The following is a 15076-nucleotide window of genomic DNA, read 5'->3' on the forward strand; positions in this document are numbered from 1 at the left end:
GAACCGCCGAACCCGACCGCCGCAACTCTTCCACTGCGAGCCGCACTCGCTCCCGTACGCGTGCGGCGTGCCGGGAATGAATGCCGGGACGGCCCCGCCCCGGCTCCCCGCGAGCGGCCTCCTGACGGCCCGTAGAATCACTCGCCGGCGACCGAGGAGACGTATGGACGGGCAGCAGACGGCAGTGGACCGGGCGCGGGCCTCCTGGCTCAACCCGCCCCTGGACGCGGTCGACGACGGTGACGGCCTCGAGGTGACCGCCCGGGGGCGGAGCGACTTCTGGCGCACCACGAGTTACGGCTTCGTGCGTGACGACGGGCACGCCCTGCTCACCGGCTTCCCTTCCGGGACCGCCGTCGAGGTCACCTTCCTCGCACGCTTCGAGGAGCTGTACGACCAGGCCGGGGTCATGGTGCGGGTGGACGAACGCACCTGGATCAAGGCGGGCGTCGAGATGTCCGACGGCGTTCCGCACCTCGGCGCCGTCGTCACCCGCGGGGTGTCCGACTGGTCCCTCTCACCCGTCCCGGAGTGGGCCGGGCGCCACGTCACCGTACGGGTGAGCCGTTCGGGTGACGCCGTCACGGTCCGGGCCCGGTGCGACGACCTGCCGTGGCGCCTGGTGCGCCTGGCACCCCTGGACCCGGACGCGGCCGCCTTCGCCGGTCCGTTCTGCTGCTCTCCGCAGCGCGAGGGGCTGCGTGTGCGCTTCACCGGCTTCACGAGCGGGCCCGCGGACACCGCTCTGCACCCGCAGTAGGCCGGGGCCGGTCGCCTGCGGGTGCGGACCGGCACAGCAGCGGGCCGGTCGCCGATTCAGGAGCCGTCCGTGCCCGGCGCCCCGGGCAGCGGCTGCTGGGCCCAGATGGTCTTGCCGGTGCCGCTGTACCGGGTGCCCCAGCGTTCGGTGACACTCGCCACCAGCAGAAGGCCCCGGCCGCCCTCGTCGAACATCCGGGCTCGACGCAGGTGCGGGGCCGTACTGCTGCCGTCCGACACCTCACAGACGAGTGACATGTCGCGGATGAGGCGCAGGGTGATGGGCGGCCCGCCGTGGCGGATGGCGTTGGTGACCAGTTCGCTGACGACGAGTTCGGTGGTCAGGACGGCGTCGTCCAGGCCCCACGTCTCGAGTTGGGCGGCGGCGTGCTTCCTCGCGTCCACGACGACGGCCGGGTCGGCGGCCAGGTCCCAGGAGGCGTAGTTCTCCTCGCCGAGCCGGCGGGTGCGGGCCAGCACGAAGGCGACGTCGTCCTCCGGCCGCTCGGCCACCAGGGTGCTCATCACGGTGTCGCAGGTGCGTTCGAGGGAGGTCTCGGGCCGCGCGAGCAGGCGGCAGAGTTCGGCGAGGGACGCGTCGGCGTCCCGGCCCGGCACCGCCACCAGGCCGTCGGTGTAGAGGGCGAGCCGGCTGCCTTCCGGCAGGTCGAACCTGGCCGCCTCGAAAGAGACCCCCCCGACCCCGAGGGGCGGCCCGGGGGGCAGCCGCAGTTTCTCGGGCCTCTCGTGCGGGCGGACGAGGACCGGCTCGGGATGGCCGGCCCTGGCCATCGTGCAGCGGCCGGTGATCGGGTCGTACACCGCGTACAGGCAGGTCGCGCCGGCGACCGGGGCCGTGCCGGCCGCCCCCGACTCCTCCTCGTGGTCGAGTTTCATCACCAGGTCGTCGAGCTGGGTCAGCAGTTCCTCCGGGGCGAGGTCGACCTCGGCGAGGGCGCGTACGGCGGTGCGCAGTCTGCCCATGGTGGCCGAGGCGTGGATACCGTGGCCGACGACGTCGCCCACCACGAGGGCGACCCTGGCACCGGAGAGCGGGACGACGTCGAACCAGTCCCCGCCGATGCCCGCGCCGACCGTGGACGGTACGTACCGGGAGGTCACCTCGACGGCGTTCTGCGGGGCGTACCGGCTGGGCAGGAGGCTGCGCTGCAGGGCCAGGGCGGTGGCCCGTTCCCGGGTGTAGCGGCGGGCGTTGTCCACGCAGACGGCGGCGCGCGAGACGAGTTCGCCGCAGAGGGAGAGATCACCGTCCTCGAACGGGTCGGGCGTGCGGTGACGGCAGAACGTGGCCATGCCGAGCGTGACACCGCGGGCTCTCAGCGGGGCGACGATCACCGAGTGGATCTTGTGGGCTCTCATGCTGCGCACCCGCGCGGGGTCTCCCCCTGCCCACCGGCGCAGGGCCAGGTCGTCGACCGCGAACCGGGAGACCCCGCCGGAGGCGAGCGTGCGGCCTACCGGGGACTCGCGGTCGTAGGTGTGCGCCTCGCCCACCCCGACGACCGACTCGGGGCAACCGTCGAGGACGGAACTCTGCGCCACGCGGAGAAACGCGATCTCGTTCCCCCGGGAGGGGGACCGCGCCTCGTCGCCGGTCAGTACCTCGGCGAACAGGTCGACCGTGACGAAGTCGGCGAAGTCCTCGGTGGCCATCTGCGCGAGTTCCTCGGCGGTGCGGCCCACGTCCAGGGTGCTGCCGATGCGCGTGTTCGCCCGGTCGAGGACGGCCATGCGCCGGCGTGCCCAGAACTGGGCGGTGGTGTCGAGGGTCACCACGGAGACGCCCAGGACCGCTCCGGCGGCGTCCCTCACCGGGGTGAGCACGGCCTCCCGGACGACCTCGCTGTCGGCGAGGACCAGGTGCGTCTCGTAGGACTCCGCCTCGCCGGTCCCCATCACCCGGTCGATCGCCTCGGCGAGCCGTTCCCCGCCGCGTACCAGGACCCCGGCGTCGATCTCGCCCGGTGACAGCCCGAACAAGGACGCCTCCGTCCGGGCGACGGCCGCCGCGGCGGCCGTGTTGGCCATCGACAGCCGCTGGTCGCGGCCGAAGAACGTCACTGCGACGGGCAGCTGGTCGAGGATGCGCGCCCTCGTCCGGGCCGTGGGCGCTCGGGTAGGGGTCCCGTCGGCCTGCTGGTCACGCTCTTCCATGCGCCACCACTCGCCCTCCGCCGCTGACCGGCCCGTCGTCCGCGGACCGCGGTCGCGGCTCTCGTCCCAGAATGCGCCTGTGGCGGCCGGCCCTCAACCAGTCCGCTCCCTGACGGGCCGCCGCGGCCCCCGTTCCTCCGCGCCGGTGCGGGGACGCTCAGGCACCGCCCGCAGCGAAGGGGCCGCCGGGGGCGAGGACCAGCTCGGCGAAGCGTTCGCCGACACGCCGGTGGGTGGCGGCGTCCGGGTGGAGCGCGTCGGGCAGCGGCAGTTCCTCCGCGTCGGACTCCCCGTACAGGGCCCGGCCGTCGAGGTAGTGGAGGTGGGGATCCTCGGCCGCCCGCTGCTCGACGATCCGGGCCAGTTCGTCGCGGATGACGCGCAGGGTCAGCTTGCCGCTCACCCGCTCCGCGGGGTCCCCCGCGGCCCGGAACCGCAGGCGTCCGGTGCCGAGCCCCGTGAGGTCGGGGACGCTGGGCCCGGGAGTGTCCTCGTGGATCGGGCACAGGAGGGGTGAGACGACCAGCAGCGGGGCGGTGGGGTGCCCCTCACGCAGGGTGTCGAGGAAGCCGTGGACGGCGGGCGTGAAGGCGCGCAGCCGCATCAGGTCGGCGTTGACGATGTTGATGCCGATCTTGACGCTGAGGAGGTCGGCGGGGGTGTCCCGCATGACGCGGGCGATGAAGGGATCGAGCAGCGCACTGCCGCCCAGCCCCAGGTTGACGAGGTCCACGCCGCCGAGCGAGGCGGCCAGTGCGGGCCAGGTGGTCGTGGGGCCCGCCGCGTCCGAGCCGTGGCTGATGGAGCTGCCGTGATGCAGCCACACCCTGCGGTCCGAGTCGGGCCCGGGCTCGACGGGGGCGTCGGTGCGCAGGGCGACGATCTCGGTGGTCTCGTTGTGCGGCAGCCAGATCTCGACGTCCTTGACCCGGTCCGGGAGGCCGGTGAAGCGGAGAGTGCCGGCCGGGCCGTCCCGGTGCTCGGCCGTCCCGGCCGTCATGTCGATGGTCAGGGTGCTGCCGCCGTCCACGTGGGCGCTGCCGGCCGGCCGGCCGTCTACCAGCAGCTCGTACAGGCCGTCCGGGCGGGGCGGGGCCCCCACGTACACCCGCTTGGTGGGGCGTGTGTCCATCTCGATGCGGGTGGCCCGGGTGCGGAAGACCAGCCGGACGCCGGAGGGCTGGGACTCCGCCATGGCGAGTTGCGGGTCGGTGTTCTGGGCGCGGGCCCACGCGGGGAGCCGGTGCGGCAGGACACCGTGCGCGGTCCGCTCCAGATCGAGTGCGCCTCGCAGGAGGTCCGCGGTGACGGGTGTGGTGATCCAGTGGTCCGGGTGGTTCATGATCTCGTCCTGTCAGTGGGTCGGGCTGTCAGTGGGTCGGGGTGGGGGCCGTTCGGGTACGCCGTCAGGCCGGCGCACCGGGCGGGCCTGACGGCGTAGGGGAAGGCCGGGGCCGGTGGCGGGCAGCCGGAAGACCGGGGCCGCAGGCAGGCGGCCGGAAGACCGGGCCGGCGGCGGGGGACGGCCGGCCGACCGGAAGTCTCCGGGCGGTGGTGGCCGGGCCTCGGAGCGGGGAGCCCAGGGCCGGTGGTGATGGACGGCCGGCGGCTGCCGGGGCGGCCCGACGCGCCGGGAGGCCAGGACCGGTGACGGCCGGCCTCGGACCGGGGCGCCGGAGGCCGGTGGTGACGGCCGCCCGGCCGCTGCCGGGGCCGGCCGTCACGCCGGGGTCAGCGCATGGGCCAGTTGCGGAGCATCGCGTCGAGGCGGTCCAGGGTCCACTCCCAGCTCTCCTGCGCGTCCGGGGCGCTGTGACTGAAGCCCCCGGCCGCCTCCAGGCTCACGTAGCCGTGGAAGACACTGCCCAGCAGCCGTACGGCGTGGGTGCTGTCGGGTTCCGCGAGGTCGTAGCCGCGCAGGATCGCCCGCATCATCTGCGCGTGCCGGCCCCCGGCGCTCGCCGCGGCGGCCTCGGGGTCGAGCCGGTACCGCGCGGCGTCGTAGCGCCCGGGGTGCTCCCGGGCGTAGTCGCGGTAGGCGTCGGCGAAGGCCGTCAGGGCGTCCTTGCCCGCCCGCCCGGCCAGGGCGGCCGCCGCGAGGTCGGCCAGTTCCTCCAGGGCCAGGAGGGCGATCCTGGTGCGGAGGTCCTGGGAGCTCTTCAGGTGCGAGTACAGGCTCGCGACCTTGACGTCGAACCGTCTGGCGAGTGCAGAGACGGTCACCTGGTCGAAGCCGACCTCGTCGGCCAGCTCCGCCCCCGCCCGTGTCAGCCGCTCCGTGGTCAGTCCTGCGCGCACCATGCCCGTCCTCCTTCAGCGGACTCCATTATGCATTTACCTAATAGCTTTAGGCAAGTGGCATGAGCTTGAAGGTCTCTCGGCGCCCTGGTCGACCGGGGGCCGGGCGGCAGGACGGGCGTGCGCCGCCGCACCCGCGCAGAATGGGCGTGTGCTCGCGCCCCGAACGGGCGCCTGTGCCACCCTCCGGACGGGGCCGGGCGGCCGTGCGAGCAGGAGGTGCTGGATGCATCGATTCGGCCGACGCGACAACGGGCCCGACCAGGGGCGGCAGCGCCCGGTCGCCGCGCACGTGGCCCTGGCCGCCAACGGCATGGGCAGCTTCACCTGGGACCTGGCGAGCGGCACGATGCGGTACGACGAGGCGGGCCTCACCGTGATGGGGTTCCGCCCGGGCGAGTACGACGGCCGCCTGAGCACCCTGGGCGAGCGGATGGTGCCGGGCGAGCTGAGCGCGGTCCAGGACCAGGTCGACCGGGCGCTGCGGACCCGCACGGGCTTCAGCCTGTACTTCCGCGTACGGCACCGCGACGGCTGGCTGCGCTGGACGCACACCCAGGGCCATGTGGTCTGTGACCAGCAGGGGCGCCCCGTACGGGTCATCGGAATCATCCGGGACGCCAGCCAGGAGCTGCGGGCGCTCGAACAGACCGAACAACTGCGCCAGGCCCGGCTCGACCGCAGACGGCAGGCGGACATCGTCGGGCACGTCAGCGACGCGCTCGCCCCCACCGTCACGGTCGACGACGTCGCCGACGCGCTCACCACGACGCTGCTGATGGAACAGCTCGGCGCCGCCAGCATCATCCTCGGCCTGGTGGACAACGCCCGGATGCGGCTGGCCGGATCGAACGGCGTGCATCCGGATCTGGTCCGCGACTTCCACCTGGCACGCCTCGGCGAGCACCTGCCGCTCACCGACGCCGCCCGCACCCGGGAGACGGTCTTCATCACCAGCCGCAGGGAGTACGCGGCGCGCTACCCGGCCATGGGCCCGTACCTCAGGATGTTCTCCGACGCCACGGCCGCCGTGTACCTGCCGCTGATCGCCCACGACGACGCCATCGGCGCGCTGGGCCTCACCTACGACGGCCGGGCGCCCTTCACGCACGACGAGCGGACGGTGCTGACGGCGCTGGGCAAGGTCATCGCCCAGTCCCTCCAACGGGCCCTGCTGTACGACCGCGAGCACGAGCTGGCCGCCGGCCTCCAGACGGCCATGCTCCCCGGCCACCTGCCGCACGTACCCGGACTGGGACTCGCGACCCGTTACCGGCCGGCCAGGGCCCAGAGCGGGATCGGCGGCGACTGGTACGACGCGCTCCCCCTGCCCGACGGCCGCATGGCCGCCGTCGTCGGGGACGTCCAGGGCCACGACGTGACCGCCGCGGCCGTCATGGGCCAACTCCGCATCGCCCTGCGGGCGTACGCCGCCGAGGGGCATCCGCCCACGACGGTCGTGGCCCGGGCCTCCGCCTTCCTCGCCGAGCTGGACACGGACCGGTTCGCCACCTGCCTGTTCGCCCTCCTCGACCCCGCCACCGGTCTGACCGTACTCGTCCGCGCCGGGCACCTCGACGCCGTACTGCGCCGGCCGGACGGCACCTGCGACTGGCTCGACGCCCCGGGAGGACTGCCGCTCGGCCTCACCGCCCCGGGAGCCCAGCCCGCCTATCCGGCCCTCGAGACCGTCCTGGAACCCGGTTCGACCCTGCTCCTGTGCACGGACGGCCTCGTCGAGGCGCGCAGCGAGGACATCGACCGGGGGCGCGCCCGCCTCCTCGGCGAACTCCGGACCGGTCCCCGCGATCCCGACACCCTCGCCGACCACCTGCTGCGCACGATGGGCGGCTACACGGGAGGCGAGGACGACGTGGCCCTGCTGGTGATGCGGCGCTTCCCCGGGGAGCACGCGGCCGACCCCCGGATGGAGGTCACCGTCACCCCCGCGGACGCCGGTTCCCTCAAGGCCGCACGCCGCGCCCTGCGCACAGCGCTCGGCCGCTGGTCCCTGGACGCGATGGCCGACACGGCGGAACTGCTCGCGTGCGAACTGGCTACCAACGCCCTGCTGCACACCCGCGGCAGCGCCACGCTCACGGCCAGCGTCGTCAGCGAGGAGGGGCGCGCGGTGCGCCTGGCCGTCACCGACACCTCGACGGCCTCCCCCAGACGGAGGGCCGCAACCGAGCAGTCGACCTCGGGCCGCGGGCTCATGCTCCTCGAGGAACTGGCCACGGACTGGGGCGTCGAACCGCGGGGGGACGGCAAGACCGTCTGGTGCGAGATATCGGTGACGGGAGCGAGCTGACCGCGTCCGCCTCACCGCGCCGGTGGCCGATCAGATGCTCGTCTTCGATACTGGTGTCCGGTCCGATCCGGCTCCGCGGCCCGGCAGGCACCCTTCCCAGGAGGCTCCGTTGCGCATGCTCATCAACGTCCCTGAGACCGTCGTCGCCGACGGACTGCGCGGCATGGCCGCCGCCCACCCCGAACTCACCGTGGACGTCGAGAACCGTCTGGTCCTCAGGCGCGACGCGCCCGTGGCCGGCAAGGTGGGCCTCGTCTCCGGCGGCGGATCCGGGCACGAGCCGCTGCACGCGGGATTCGTCGGGCCCGGCATGCTGTCCGCGGCGTGTCCCGGTGAGATCTTCACCTCCCCGGTGCCCGACCAGATGGTGAAGGCCGCCGCCGCCGTCGACAGCGGCGCGGGCGTCCTGTTCGTGGTGAAGAACTACACCGGGGACGTACTGAACTTCGACATGGCGGCCGAACTCGCCGAGGAGGAGGGCGTCCGGGTCGCCCGGGTCCTGGTCGACGACGACGTGGCGGTGACCGACAGCACCTTCACGGCGGGCCGGCGGGGCACGGGCGCGACCCTGTTCGTCGAGAAGATCGCCGGCGCCCTCGCGGACGAGGGCGCGTCGCTGGAGCGGGTGGAGGCCGTGGCCCGGCAGGTGAACGCGTCGGCACGCAGCTTCGGGGTGGCGCTCAGCGCCGTCACCACCCCCGCCAAGGGGAGCCCGACGTTCGACCTTCCCTCAGGGGAACTCGAGTTGGGCATCGGTATCCACGGCGAGCCGGGCCGGGAGCGGCGCCCGATGATGACGTCCGGCGAGATCGCCGACTTCGCGGTGCACGCGGTGCTGGAGGACCTGCGCCCGAGCGGGCCGGTGCTGGTGCTGGTCAACGGGATGGGCGCAACGCCCCTGCTGGAGCTCTACGGGTTCAACGCCGAGGTGCGGCGGGTGCTGTCCGAGCGCGGTGTACCGGTGGCTCGTACGCTGGTGGGGAATTACGTGACGTCGCTCGACATGGCGGGCTGCTCGGTGACCGTCTGCCAGGTGGACGAGGAGTTGCTGCGGCTCTGGGACGCGCCGGTACAGACGCCCGCGCTCCGCTGGGGCCGGTGAACGGACCGCCCGTGACGTGCGCGAGGAACAGGAGAGGGTGTGCTCGACACCGATTTCTTCCGTCGCTGGATGACCGCCACCGCGGCGGCCGTCGACCGTGAGGCCGACAGGCTGACCGACCTGGACGCCGCGATCGGCGACGCCGATCACGGGACCAACCTGCAGCGCGGCTTCACCGCGGTGACCGCCGCCCTCGGCGGGGAGTCCCCCGCGACTCCGGGGGCCGTGCTGACGCTGGCGGGACGGCAGCTCATCTCGACGGTCGGCGGTGCGTCGGGGCCGCTGTACGGGACCCTGCTGCGCCGCACCGGCCGGGCACTGGGCGAGGCACCCGAGGTGAGCACCGGGCAGCTGGCCGAGGCACTCGGGGAGGGCGTCGCGGCGGTGGCCCAGCTGGGCGGGGCGCAGGCCGGTGACAAGACGATGCTCGACGCGCTGCTGCCGGCCGTCCAGGCGCTGGGGACCTCGGCCGAGGCCGCCCGGGACGCGGCGCTGGCCGGCGCGGCGGCGACCGTGCCCCTGCTGGCACGCAAGGGCAGGGCCAGTTATCTGGGTGAGCGCAGCATCGGGCACGAGGATCCGGGGGCGGCCTCTTCGGCCCTGCTGGTCGGGGCACTCGTGGAGGCGGCCGGGGCGAGCGGTGGAGGCGGCGCGTGAACACCGGGGATCGGCAGGTCGGAATAGTCCTGGTCTCGCACAGCGGGCCGGTCGCGGAGGCCGTCGCCGAGCTGGCCAGGGGGCTGGCGGCCGGTGGTGCGACGGCTCCGGTCGCCGCGGCCGGGGGGACGTCCGCAGGAGGCCTGGGCACGAGTGCGGAGCTGATCTCGGAGGCGGCCAGGGCGGTCGACGGGGGCGCCGGGGTGGCGCTGCTCGTCGACCTGGGCAGTGCGGTGCTGACGGTGAAGGCCATGCTGGCCGAAGGCGGCGAACTGCCCGAGGGCTCCCGGCTGGTGGACGCCCCGTTCGTCGAGGGGGCGGTCGCCGCCCTGGTGACCGCGTCGGCGGGCGGTGACCTCGCGGCGGTGGAGGCGGCCGCCACGGAGGCGTACGGCTACCGCAAGACGTGAAGGCAGGGCCGGCCACCCTCCGGCCGCCCCCTCACGCGGGGAGCGGCCGGAGGGCTGGCCGGCCCACCGCGTGTTCCCTTTCCGCCGAGCGTGCCCCCGGTGGCGTCGGTACGGGCGGCCGAGCGGGCCCCGGTGCGCCGTTCCGGCACGGCGGCACACCCGGCCGGCGCCCCCCGGGTGACCGGTGGGCGGGCTCCACGGGCGCCGGCCCGGTCCGGTGGTCACGGGCGTCCGCGCCCCGCACACTTGACGGCATGCCGACAGCCAAGCGCAGTGCCGGGATCCTGCTCTTCCGCGTCGTCCCCCGCGGGGACGACGGGCAGGACGCCGAGGTGCTGATCGGGCACATGGGCGGTCCGTTCTGGGCGGGCCGCGAGACGGCGTCCTGGTCGGTGCCCAAGGGTGAGTACGAGCCCGATGAGGAGCCCGCCGCGGCGGCCCGCCGGGAGTTCGAGGAGGAGCTGGGGCTGCCCGTCCCGGACGGCACGTGGGTGCCGCTGGGAGAGGTGCGGCAGCCGAGCCGTAAACGGGTGACCGTGTGGGCGGTGGAGGGCGACCTGGACCCTGCGCGCGCGGTCCCCGGGACCTTCACGATGGAGTGGCCGCGGGGCTCCGGCGTGCAGCGGGAGTTCCCGGAGATGGACCGGTTCGCCTGGTGCACGCCGGAGGAGGCCGCGGAACGCCTGGTGGTGGGCCAGCGGGTCTTCGTGGACCGGCTGCGGCGTTACGTGCGGGACGGGCGACTCCCCCCGCGGCCGTAGGCTCTCCTGCCCGCACCGGCGGCCGGGACGTTGAGGCGGTCACGCGGGAACCGGCTGCGGAAGCTCCGGTAGTGCGGGACGCCGCCGACGGCCCCGGGATACCGGGCGAGCGCGGTCTCCAGGTCCTCGCCCAGGCTGGGCGAGGTGGTTCGTCGGTTCGTCCACGGCCGGCAGACCGGCCGGGCTGCCGGCCGGGCGGTGCGAGCGAACGCTGCTGTCCGGCGGAGGGCGCGGCGACAAGGACGGACAGGTCCTCGGGGCGGCACAGGCCGGGTGCCGGCAACTCGCCGGTGGATCCGGGCCGGCCCGCCGCGCAGGTGGCGGGGGCAGGCCTGACGGACGACGGGAGCGTACGCCGTCGCGCAAGCCGTCGGCTCCCTCCCCGCAGGAGTCGTCAGGACAGCGGTGGCTGCGCGAACCGCACCAGTTCGAGCGCCTGCTGCGGGAACCAGGCGCCGGCGGCCGGGTCGACGGTCCCGCGCTCCGGGTCCTCGGGCCCGTCGGTACCGCGCAGGCAGAGCCCGTCGGACTCCCCGGGGATCTTGATCCACAGCCTGGCGTCGTGCAGCGGGTCGCCCGTACGGGTGGTGGGGCGGGCACCCAGCCCGCGGTCCGGCGGGTTGCACCACTCCTGCGGGTCGGTGTACTTCCCCGCGGGCGGGGTCCAGGCGCCCCGGCCGTTGCGGCTGGAATCGGTGACGAAGTGCTTCATCCGCGCGGGATCGGCGTCGACGTGCGCGTCCAGCCAGGCCTGGGCGTCGGTGCGCGGCCACCACTGGTCCGGGCAGTCGGCGCTGTCGCCGCCGGCGTCCGCGTAGGCGAGGCAGGACGAGATCAGCTTGCCGTACCAGGCGTTGGCGTCCTCGCTCTGGTAGTTCGACGCGTTGGTGTAGAAGCCGGTGGCCCGCTCGACGCCGCCCTTCAGCAGGCGCGGCACGATGCTGTTGACCGAGTGCCAGCCCTGGTGCCCGGTGTCGAGGTACACCTTCGTACGGGCGAGCGGCTCCAGGGTGTCGACCGCGTAGTTCACCTCCGTGTAGCGGGCCGCCGTCCTGGTGCCTTCGGCGTCGTCCTGGCCGCAGTCGGCCGGGAGCAGGGCGAGCGAGTCCGGCTCCAGCACGACCATGGCCTCGTGGCCACCGATACCGCGGGCGACGGCGTCGATCCACGCGCGGTACTCGGCGGTCGTGGACGCACCGCCGCCCGAGTAGTTGGCGCAGTCCCGGCCCGGGACGTTGTACAGGGCGAACACCGGGACGGACCGCTGCTTCCCCGCCTCCTGGACGACGCCCCTCGCCCGGCTCTCGACCTCGGCGGGGCTCTGGTCGCCGTACCAGACGGCGTGCGGAGTGCGGGCCATGGCGACGACGCCCGCCGCGTCGCCCAGCCGTCCCTGCCGGACGAGGTCGTGAACCTGGCTGTACGCGCCGGGGTTGGCCTCGGGCGCGTACAACCGCGTGCCCTCCTGGCCGGCGGTCCGGGCGGCGGATGCTCCGGAGCCGGAGCGCGCGCCCTCGTCCGCGGGGCCGGCCGCGGCTGTCTGCACGGTCAGCAGCAGAGCGGCCGCGCAGGCGAGCGGCACGGCTGTGAACAGCGTCGTTCTGGTGCGCATGAGTGTCCATCCCTCTGTCGCGGCGATGCACGAGGAACGTGCGGGAGCGCTCCCACTCATACGCGCGGGAGCGCTCCCATGAGCGTTTCGGATGACCATGTATGCGTCAAGAGTTGTGCGACCGTCACTTCCGGAGCGGCCGGTCGCCCGGCGGGCCGGCCCGCGCGCCCGCTTCCCGTCCACCGGCGGCCCGCGACGCACCGCGGCCGGTCACGGCCGTCTCGCGTTCGCGTTCCGGCGTGGGGCCGGCGGCTTCGTCCGGACGGCTGAGGAGGAGTACCGCGACGTCGTCGCTGCGCACCCCGGCGGCGTACGTCCGCAGGTCGGTCCGCAATGCCTCCGCCACCTCGCGCGGTCCGCGCTCCGCCCAGCCGCCGATCCGCTCGTCGAGCGGGTAGAACGATCCCGCGGCGTCGCGCGCCTCGGTCACGCCGTCCGTGCAGGCCAGCAGGGCGGCGCCGGGCGGGAAGGGGAACGTCTCCGCGGCACGCGCCTCTCCGCAGAGGTCCCCCAGCCCCAGGGGCAGGGACGTCCGGCGCAGGCGCACCGGGGACACCGATCCGTCGTGGAGCAGGCGGGGCGGCACATGACCGCAGTTCACGGCCCGTACCCGGTCTCCGCCGTCGAAGCAGAGCAGCAGGGCCGTGACGAAGCGCTCGGTCTCTCCCGTCTCGGCGGAGAAGGCGTTGTGCCGGGAGACGGCGTTCTCCACGGCGTCGGCGACCGCGGTGAGGTCGGGCTCCCGCACGGCCGCTTCCCGGAACGCGCCGAGCGCGGCGAACCCGGCGCCGATCGCCGGCAGTCCTTTGCCCTGCACATCGCCGATGATCACCCGTGTCCCGAACGGCGACTGGACGACCTCGTAGATGTCCCCGCCGACGTACCGGTCCTCCTCGACGGGCTCGTAGAAGCCCTGCGCCAGGATCTGCCGGGTGACGATCGGAAGGGGACGCAGGATCTGCCGTTGCAGGGCGACCGTGGCCGAGCGGAGCCGGGCCATCTCGGTCGCGTGCCGGATGCGCGCGGCGCAGGCCACCACCCCCAGGGCGCTGCCGAGGGTGGTGAAGCCGATGAGGAAGACGACGTCCCAGAAAGCTCCCGTCACCGCGAGCTGGGAGCCGACGACCACGAGGGTGACCCAGGACGCCACGGCGACGGTCTGCCGGACCGAGCAGAAGACCGAGGCCAGCGCGGGCACGATGATCAGCAGCGGGATGAGCGGCAGTTCGCGTCCGGTGAGTGCGTCCAGCGCGACGAGCCCGGCCGTCAGCGAGCCGACCGACAGCGCGAGCGTCCCGTTACCGATCCGAGAGGCACCCGCCTCCGACTCGTCCGGATCCGTCCCGGGCAACGGCTTCCTGCGTGCCGCCGCCCGGCGCCGCAGTCCCATGGCCACGGCACCGCCTCCCGCGCGCTCGTCGCTTCACGCCCCTGTGTTCCACGCTACCCGCCCCCTGGCGCGGGGTCCTGCCGCCGTCCTGCGTGCCGGGTCCCGCCGGGACGGACGCGGACAGGAAGCAGGTCCGGCGGCGCCGGCGTGCGGTGGACACGGGCCGGGCCGTGGCTCGGCCGGGCGTTCCCCGCCGGCTGTCCCAGGATTGTCGCCGGCCCGGGGCGGGCGCGTGGTCCTCCCCGCCCGGCCGGCCGGGGAGCCGGCGGACCGCGGTGCGTACGCGGTCGCCGCCTGCGGCACCGGGCACAGCGGCCTGCGGGTACGGCCGGGCGCGCCGGGATGTTCACGAGCACGTGTCACGTACCGCACCCCGTGCCGCGCGCACCGTGTGGCGGTGGGTCCCGCGGTCCGGACCACGGGGCGGAGCGGGCGGATCGCATCGGCTGCGCGGATCCGCCCCCAACGGGCCCTCGGCTGTGGCACTCTGGGTACGGCCGCCCCACCGGGCTCCCCCGTACCGGTGGGGCGGTTCCGCGTGCTCCCACGCCTGTCGGAGCCGGACGTCACACGGGTCGCGGTGCGGGTGACGGCGCTGCCAGGGGCCGGCAGTACGGTGATTTCGGCTCAGATCCGTTGGTAAAGGCATGGGTTGCCGCAGTGCGGGCAGGCGCCTGGATCTCAAGTCCATCGAGCCGGGGAGCGTGACGAGATGACGACGCACATGGCACAGACCGCCGGCGTGGACCGAGCGGAAGCCACGGACGGCCTTCCGTGGATAGAGGACGCCGGGAAGATCGCGCCTCAGGACGCACGCACGCTGTCGAAGCTCTTCTTCGACCGGCTCCAGTCCCTCGACGAGGGCACGCCGGAGCACCAGTACGCGCGCAACACGCTCATCGAGATGAACCTCTCCCTCGTACGGTTCGCGGCCACCCGCTTCCGTAACCGGGGCAGCGGCGACATGGAGGACATCATCCAGGTCGGCACGATCGGCCTGATCAAGGCCATCGACCGCTTCGACCTCTCCCGCGAGGTCGAGTTCACCTCGTTCGCCGTCCCGTACATCGTCGGCGAGATCAAGCGCTTCTTCCGGGACACCACCTGGTCGGTGCATGTGCCGCGGCGTCTGCAGGAGCTGCGGGTCGATCTGGCCAAGGCGAAGGAGGCCCTGGCGGCCGATCTGGACCGTGACCCCACGGTCCGGGAACTCGCCGTCCATCTCGGGCTCGACGAGAGCGAGGTCACCGAGGGGATTGTGGCCGCCAACGGGTACACGGCGGGCTCGCTCGACCTGCCCGCCGACGCCGTGGACGCGGGGGGCCGGACGAACGGCCGCACGTTCGCCGATGTGCTGGGCGAGCCGGACCCCGCCATGGAGACGGTGGAGAACCTCCACACGCTGGCGCCGCTGCTGGACGAACTGAACACGCGTGAGCGGCGCATCATCGAGATGCGGTTCGGCCAGGAGATGACCCAGGCTCAGATCGGTGACGAGCTGGGCATCTCCCAGATGCACGTCTCCCGGCTGCTCACCCGGATCCTCGGCAAGCTGCGTAGCGGAATGCTCACGCGGGACTGACCTCCTCACGCGTGACCGC

12 protein-coding genes are annotated in these 15076 nt (G+C 74.0%); 7 read left to right on the forward strand and 5 right to left on the reverse strand.

From position 1 onward, the window contains the following. The first annotated feature begins 163 nt into the window (after positions 1-163). Entirely contained in the window at positions 164-760 is a 597-nt protein-coding gene (locus BA175_RS25560; protein WP_069173877.1) for a DUF1349 domain-containing protein, read from the forward strand. A 56-nt stretch (positions 761-816) separates the two neighbouring features. On the opposite strand, the gene BA175_RS25565 is transcribed toward BA175_RS25560, so the two are convergent. From BA175_RS25565 to BA175_RS25575, 3 genes are all read right to left on the reverse strand, one after another. Further along, positions 817-2934 carry a SpoIIE family protein phosphatase gene (locus BA175_RS25565; protein ID WP_069173878.1) on the reverse strand — a complete coding sequence of 706 codons (2118 nt, stop codon included), beginning with the start codon at positions 2932-2934 and terminating at the stop codon, positions 817-819. Between the two features lie 157 nt (positions 2935-3091). Continuing rightward, positions 3092-4276, reverse strand: a complete 1185-nt coding sequence (locus BA175_RS25570) for a GDSL-type esterase/lipase family protein (protein WP_069173879.1) — start codon at positions 4274-4276, stop codon at positions 3092-3094. A 389-nt stretch (positions 4277-4665) separates the two neighbouring features. After that, positions 4666-5235, reverse strand: coding sequence for a TetR/AcrR family transcriptional regulator (locus BA175_RS25575; RefSeq protein ID WP_069173880.1), 570 nt, complete (start codon positions 5233-5235; stop codon positions 4666-4668). A gap of 223 nt (positions 5236-5458) precedes the next feature. Here BA175_RS25575 and BA175_RS25580 point away from each other — a divergent pair, with 223 nt between their 5' ends. The 5 genes from BA175_RS25580 to BA175_RS25600 all read left to right on the forward strand — a co-directional run bounded on the left by BA175_RS25580 (position 5459) and on the right by BA175_RS25600 (position 10473). After that, positions 5459-7543, forward strand: coding sequence for a SpoIIE family protein phosphatase (locus tag BA175_RS25580; protein ID WP_069173881.1), 2085 nt, complete (start codon positions 5459-5461; stop codon positions 7541-7543). A 109-nt stretch (positions 7544-7652) separates the two neighbouring features. Then, complete coding sequence (gene dhaK / locus BA175_RS25585) at positions 7653-8645, forward strand: dihydroxyacetone kinase subunit DhaK (RefSeq protein ID WP_069173882.1); 993 nt, start codon at positions 7653-7655, stop codon at positions 8643-8645. A gap of 39 nt (positions 8646-8684) precedes the next feature. Beyond that, a complete protein-coding gene (gene dhaL, locus BA175_RS25590) occupies positions 8685-9302 on the forward strand; it encodes a dihydroxyacetone kinase subunit DhaL (RefSeq protein ID WP_069173883.1) in 618 nt (205 codons plus the stop codon). Then, positions 9299-9712, forward strand: a complete 414-nt coding sequence (locus BA175_RS25595; RefSeq protein ID WP_069173884.1) for a PTS-dependent dihydroxyacetone kinase phosphotransferase subunit DhaM — start codon at positions 9299-9301, stop codon at positions 9710-9712. Before dhaL ends, BA175_RS25595 begins: the two co-directional genes overlap by 4 nt. 254 nt (positions 9713-9966) lie before the next feature. Beyond that, positions 9967-10473 (forward strand): NUDIX domain-containing protein, encoded by a 507-nt coding sequence (locus tag BA175_RS25600; protein ID WP_069173885.1) that lies wholly within the window; start codon positions 9967-9969, stop codon positions 10471-10473. A gap of 394 nt (positions 10474-10867) precedes the next feature. On the opposite strand, the gene BA175_RS25605 is transcribed toward BA175_RS25600, so the two are convergent. Next, positions 10868-12085, reverse strand: coding sequence for a glycoside hydrolase family 6 protein (locus tag BA175_RS25605; protein WP_069173886.1), 1218 nt, complete (start codon positions 12083-12085; stop codon positions 10868-10870). A gap of 124 nt (positions 12086-12209) precedes the next feature. Further along, a complete protein-coding gene (locus BA175_RS25610; protein ID WP_079159804.1) occupies positions 12210-13481 on the reverse strand; it encodes a PP2C family protein-serine/threonine phosphatase in 1272 nt (423 codons plus the stop codon). Between the two features lie 706 nt (positions 13482-14187). Between BA175_RS25610 and BA175_RS25615 the strand changes: the two genes are divergently transcribed. Then, positions 14188-15057: a SigB/SigF/SigG family RNA polymerase sigma factor gene (locus tag BA175_RS25615; protein WP_069173887.1), complete on the forward strand. Its 870-nt coding sequence runs from the start codon at positions 14188-14190 to the stop codon at positions 15055-15057. The last annotated feature ends 19 nt before the right edge of the window (positions 15058-15076 follow it).

Origin of the sequence: Streptomyces griseus (genome assembly GCF_001715295.1) — a bacterium.
Classification (GTDB): Bacteria; Actinomycetota; Actinomycetes; order Streptomycetales; family Streptomycetaceae; genus Streptomyces; species Streptomyces griseus_G.

What these genes read in the sequence shown, in the direction of transcription:
- BA175_RS25565 (WP_069173878.1), bottom strand. Translation starts at nt 2,934, where the DNA reads ATGGAAGAGCGTGACCAGCAGGCCGACGGGACCCCTACCCGAGCGCCC.
- BA175_RS25570 (WP_069173879.1), bottom strand. Translation starts at nt 4,276, where the DNA reads ATGAACCACCCGGACCACTGGATCACCACACCCGTCACCGCGGACCTC.
- BA175_RS25605 (WP_069173886.1), bottom strand. Translation starts at nt 12,085, where the DNA reads ATGCGCACCAGAACGACGCTGTTCACAGCCGTGCCGCTCGCCTGCGCG.
- BA175_RS25560 (WP_069173877.1), top strand. Translation starts at nt 164, where the DNA reads ATGGACGGGCAGCAGACGGCAGTGGACCGGGCGCGGGCCTCCTGGCTC.
- BA175_RS25600 (WP_069173885.1), top strand. Translation starts at nt 9,967, where the DNA reads ATGCCGACAGCCAAGCGCAGTGCCGGGATCCTGCTCTTCCGCGTCGTC.
- BA175_RS25575 (WP_069173880.1), bottom strand. Translation starts at nt 5,235, where the DNA reads ATGGTGCGCGCAGGACTGACCACGGAGCGGCTGACACGGGCGGGGGCG.
- BA175_RS25580 (WP_069173881.1), top strand. Translation starts at nt 5,459, where the DNA reads ATGCATCGATTCGGCCGACGCGACAACGGGCCCGACCAGGGGCGGCAG.
- BA175_RS25615 (WP_069173887.1), top strand. Translation starts at nt 14,188, where the DNA reads ATGACGACGCACATGGCACAGACCGCCGGCGTGGACCGAGCGGAAGCC.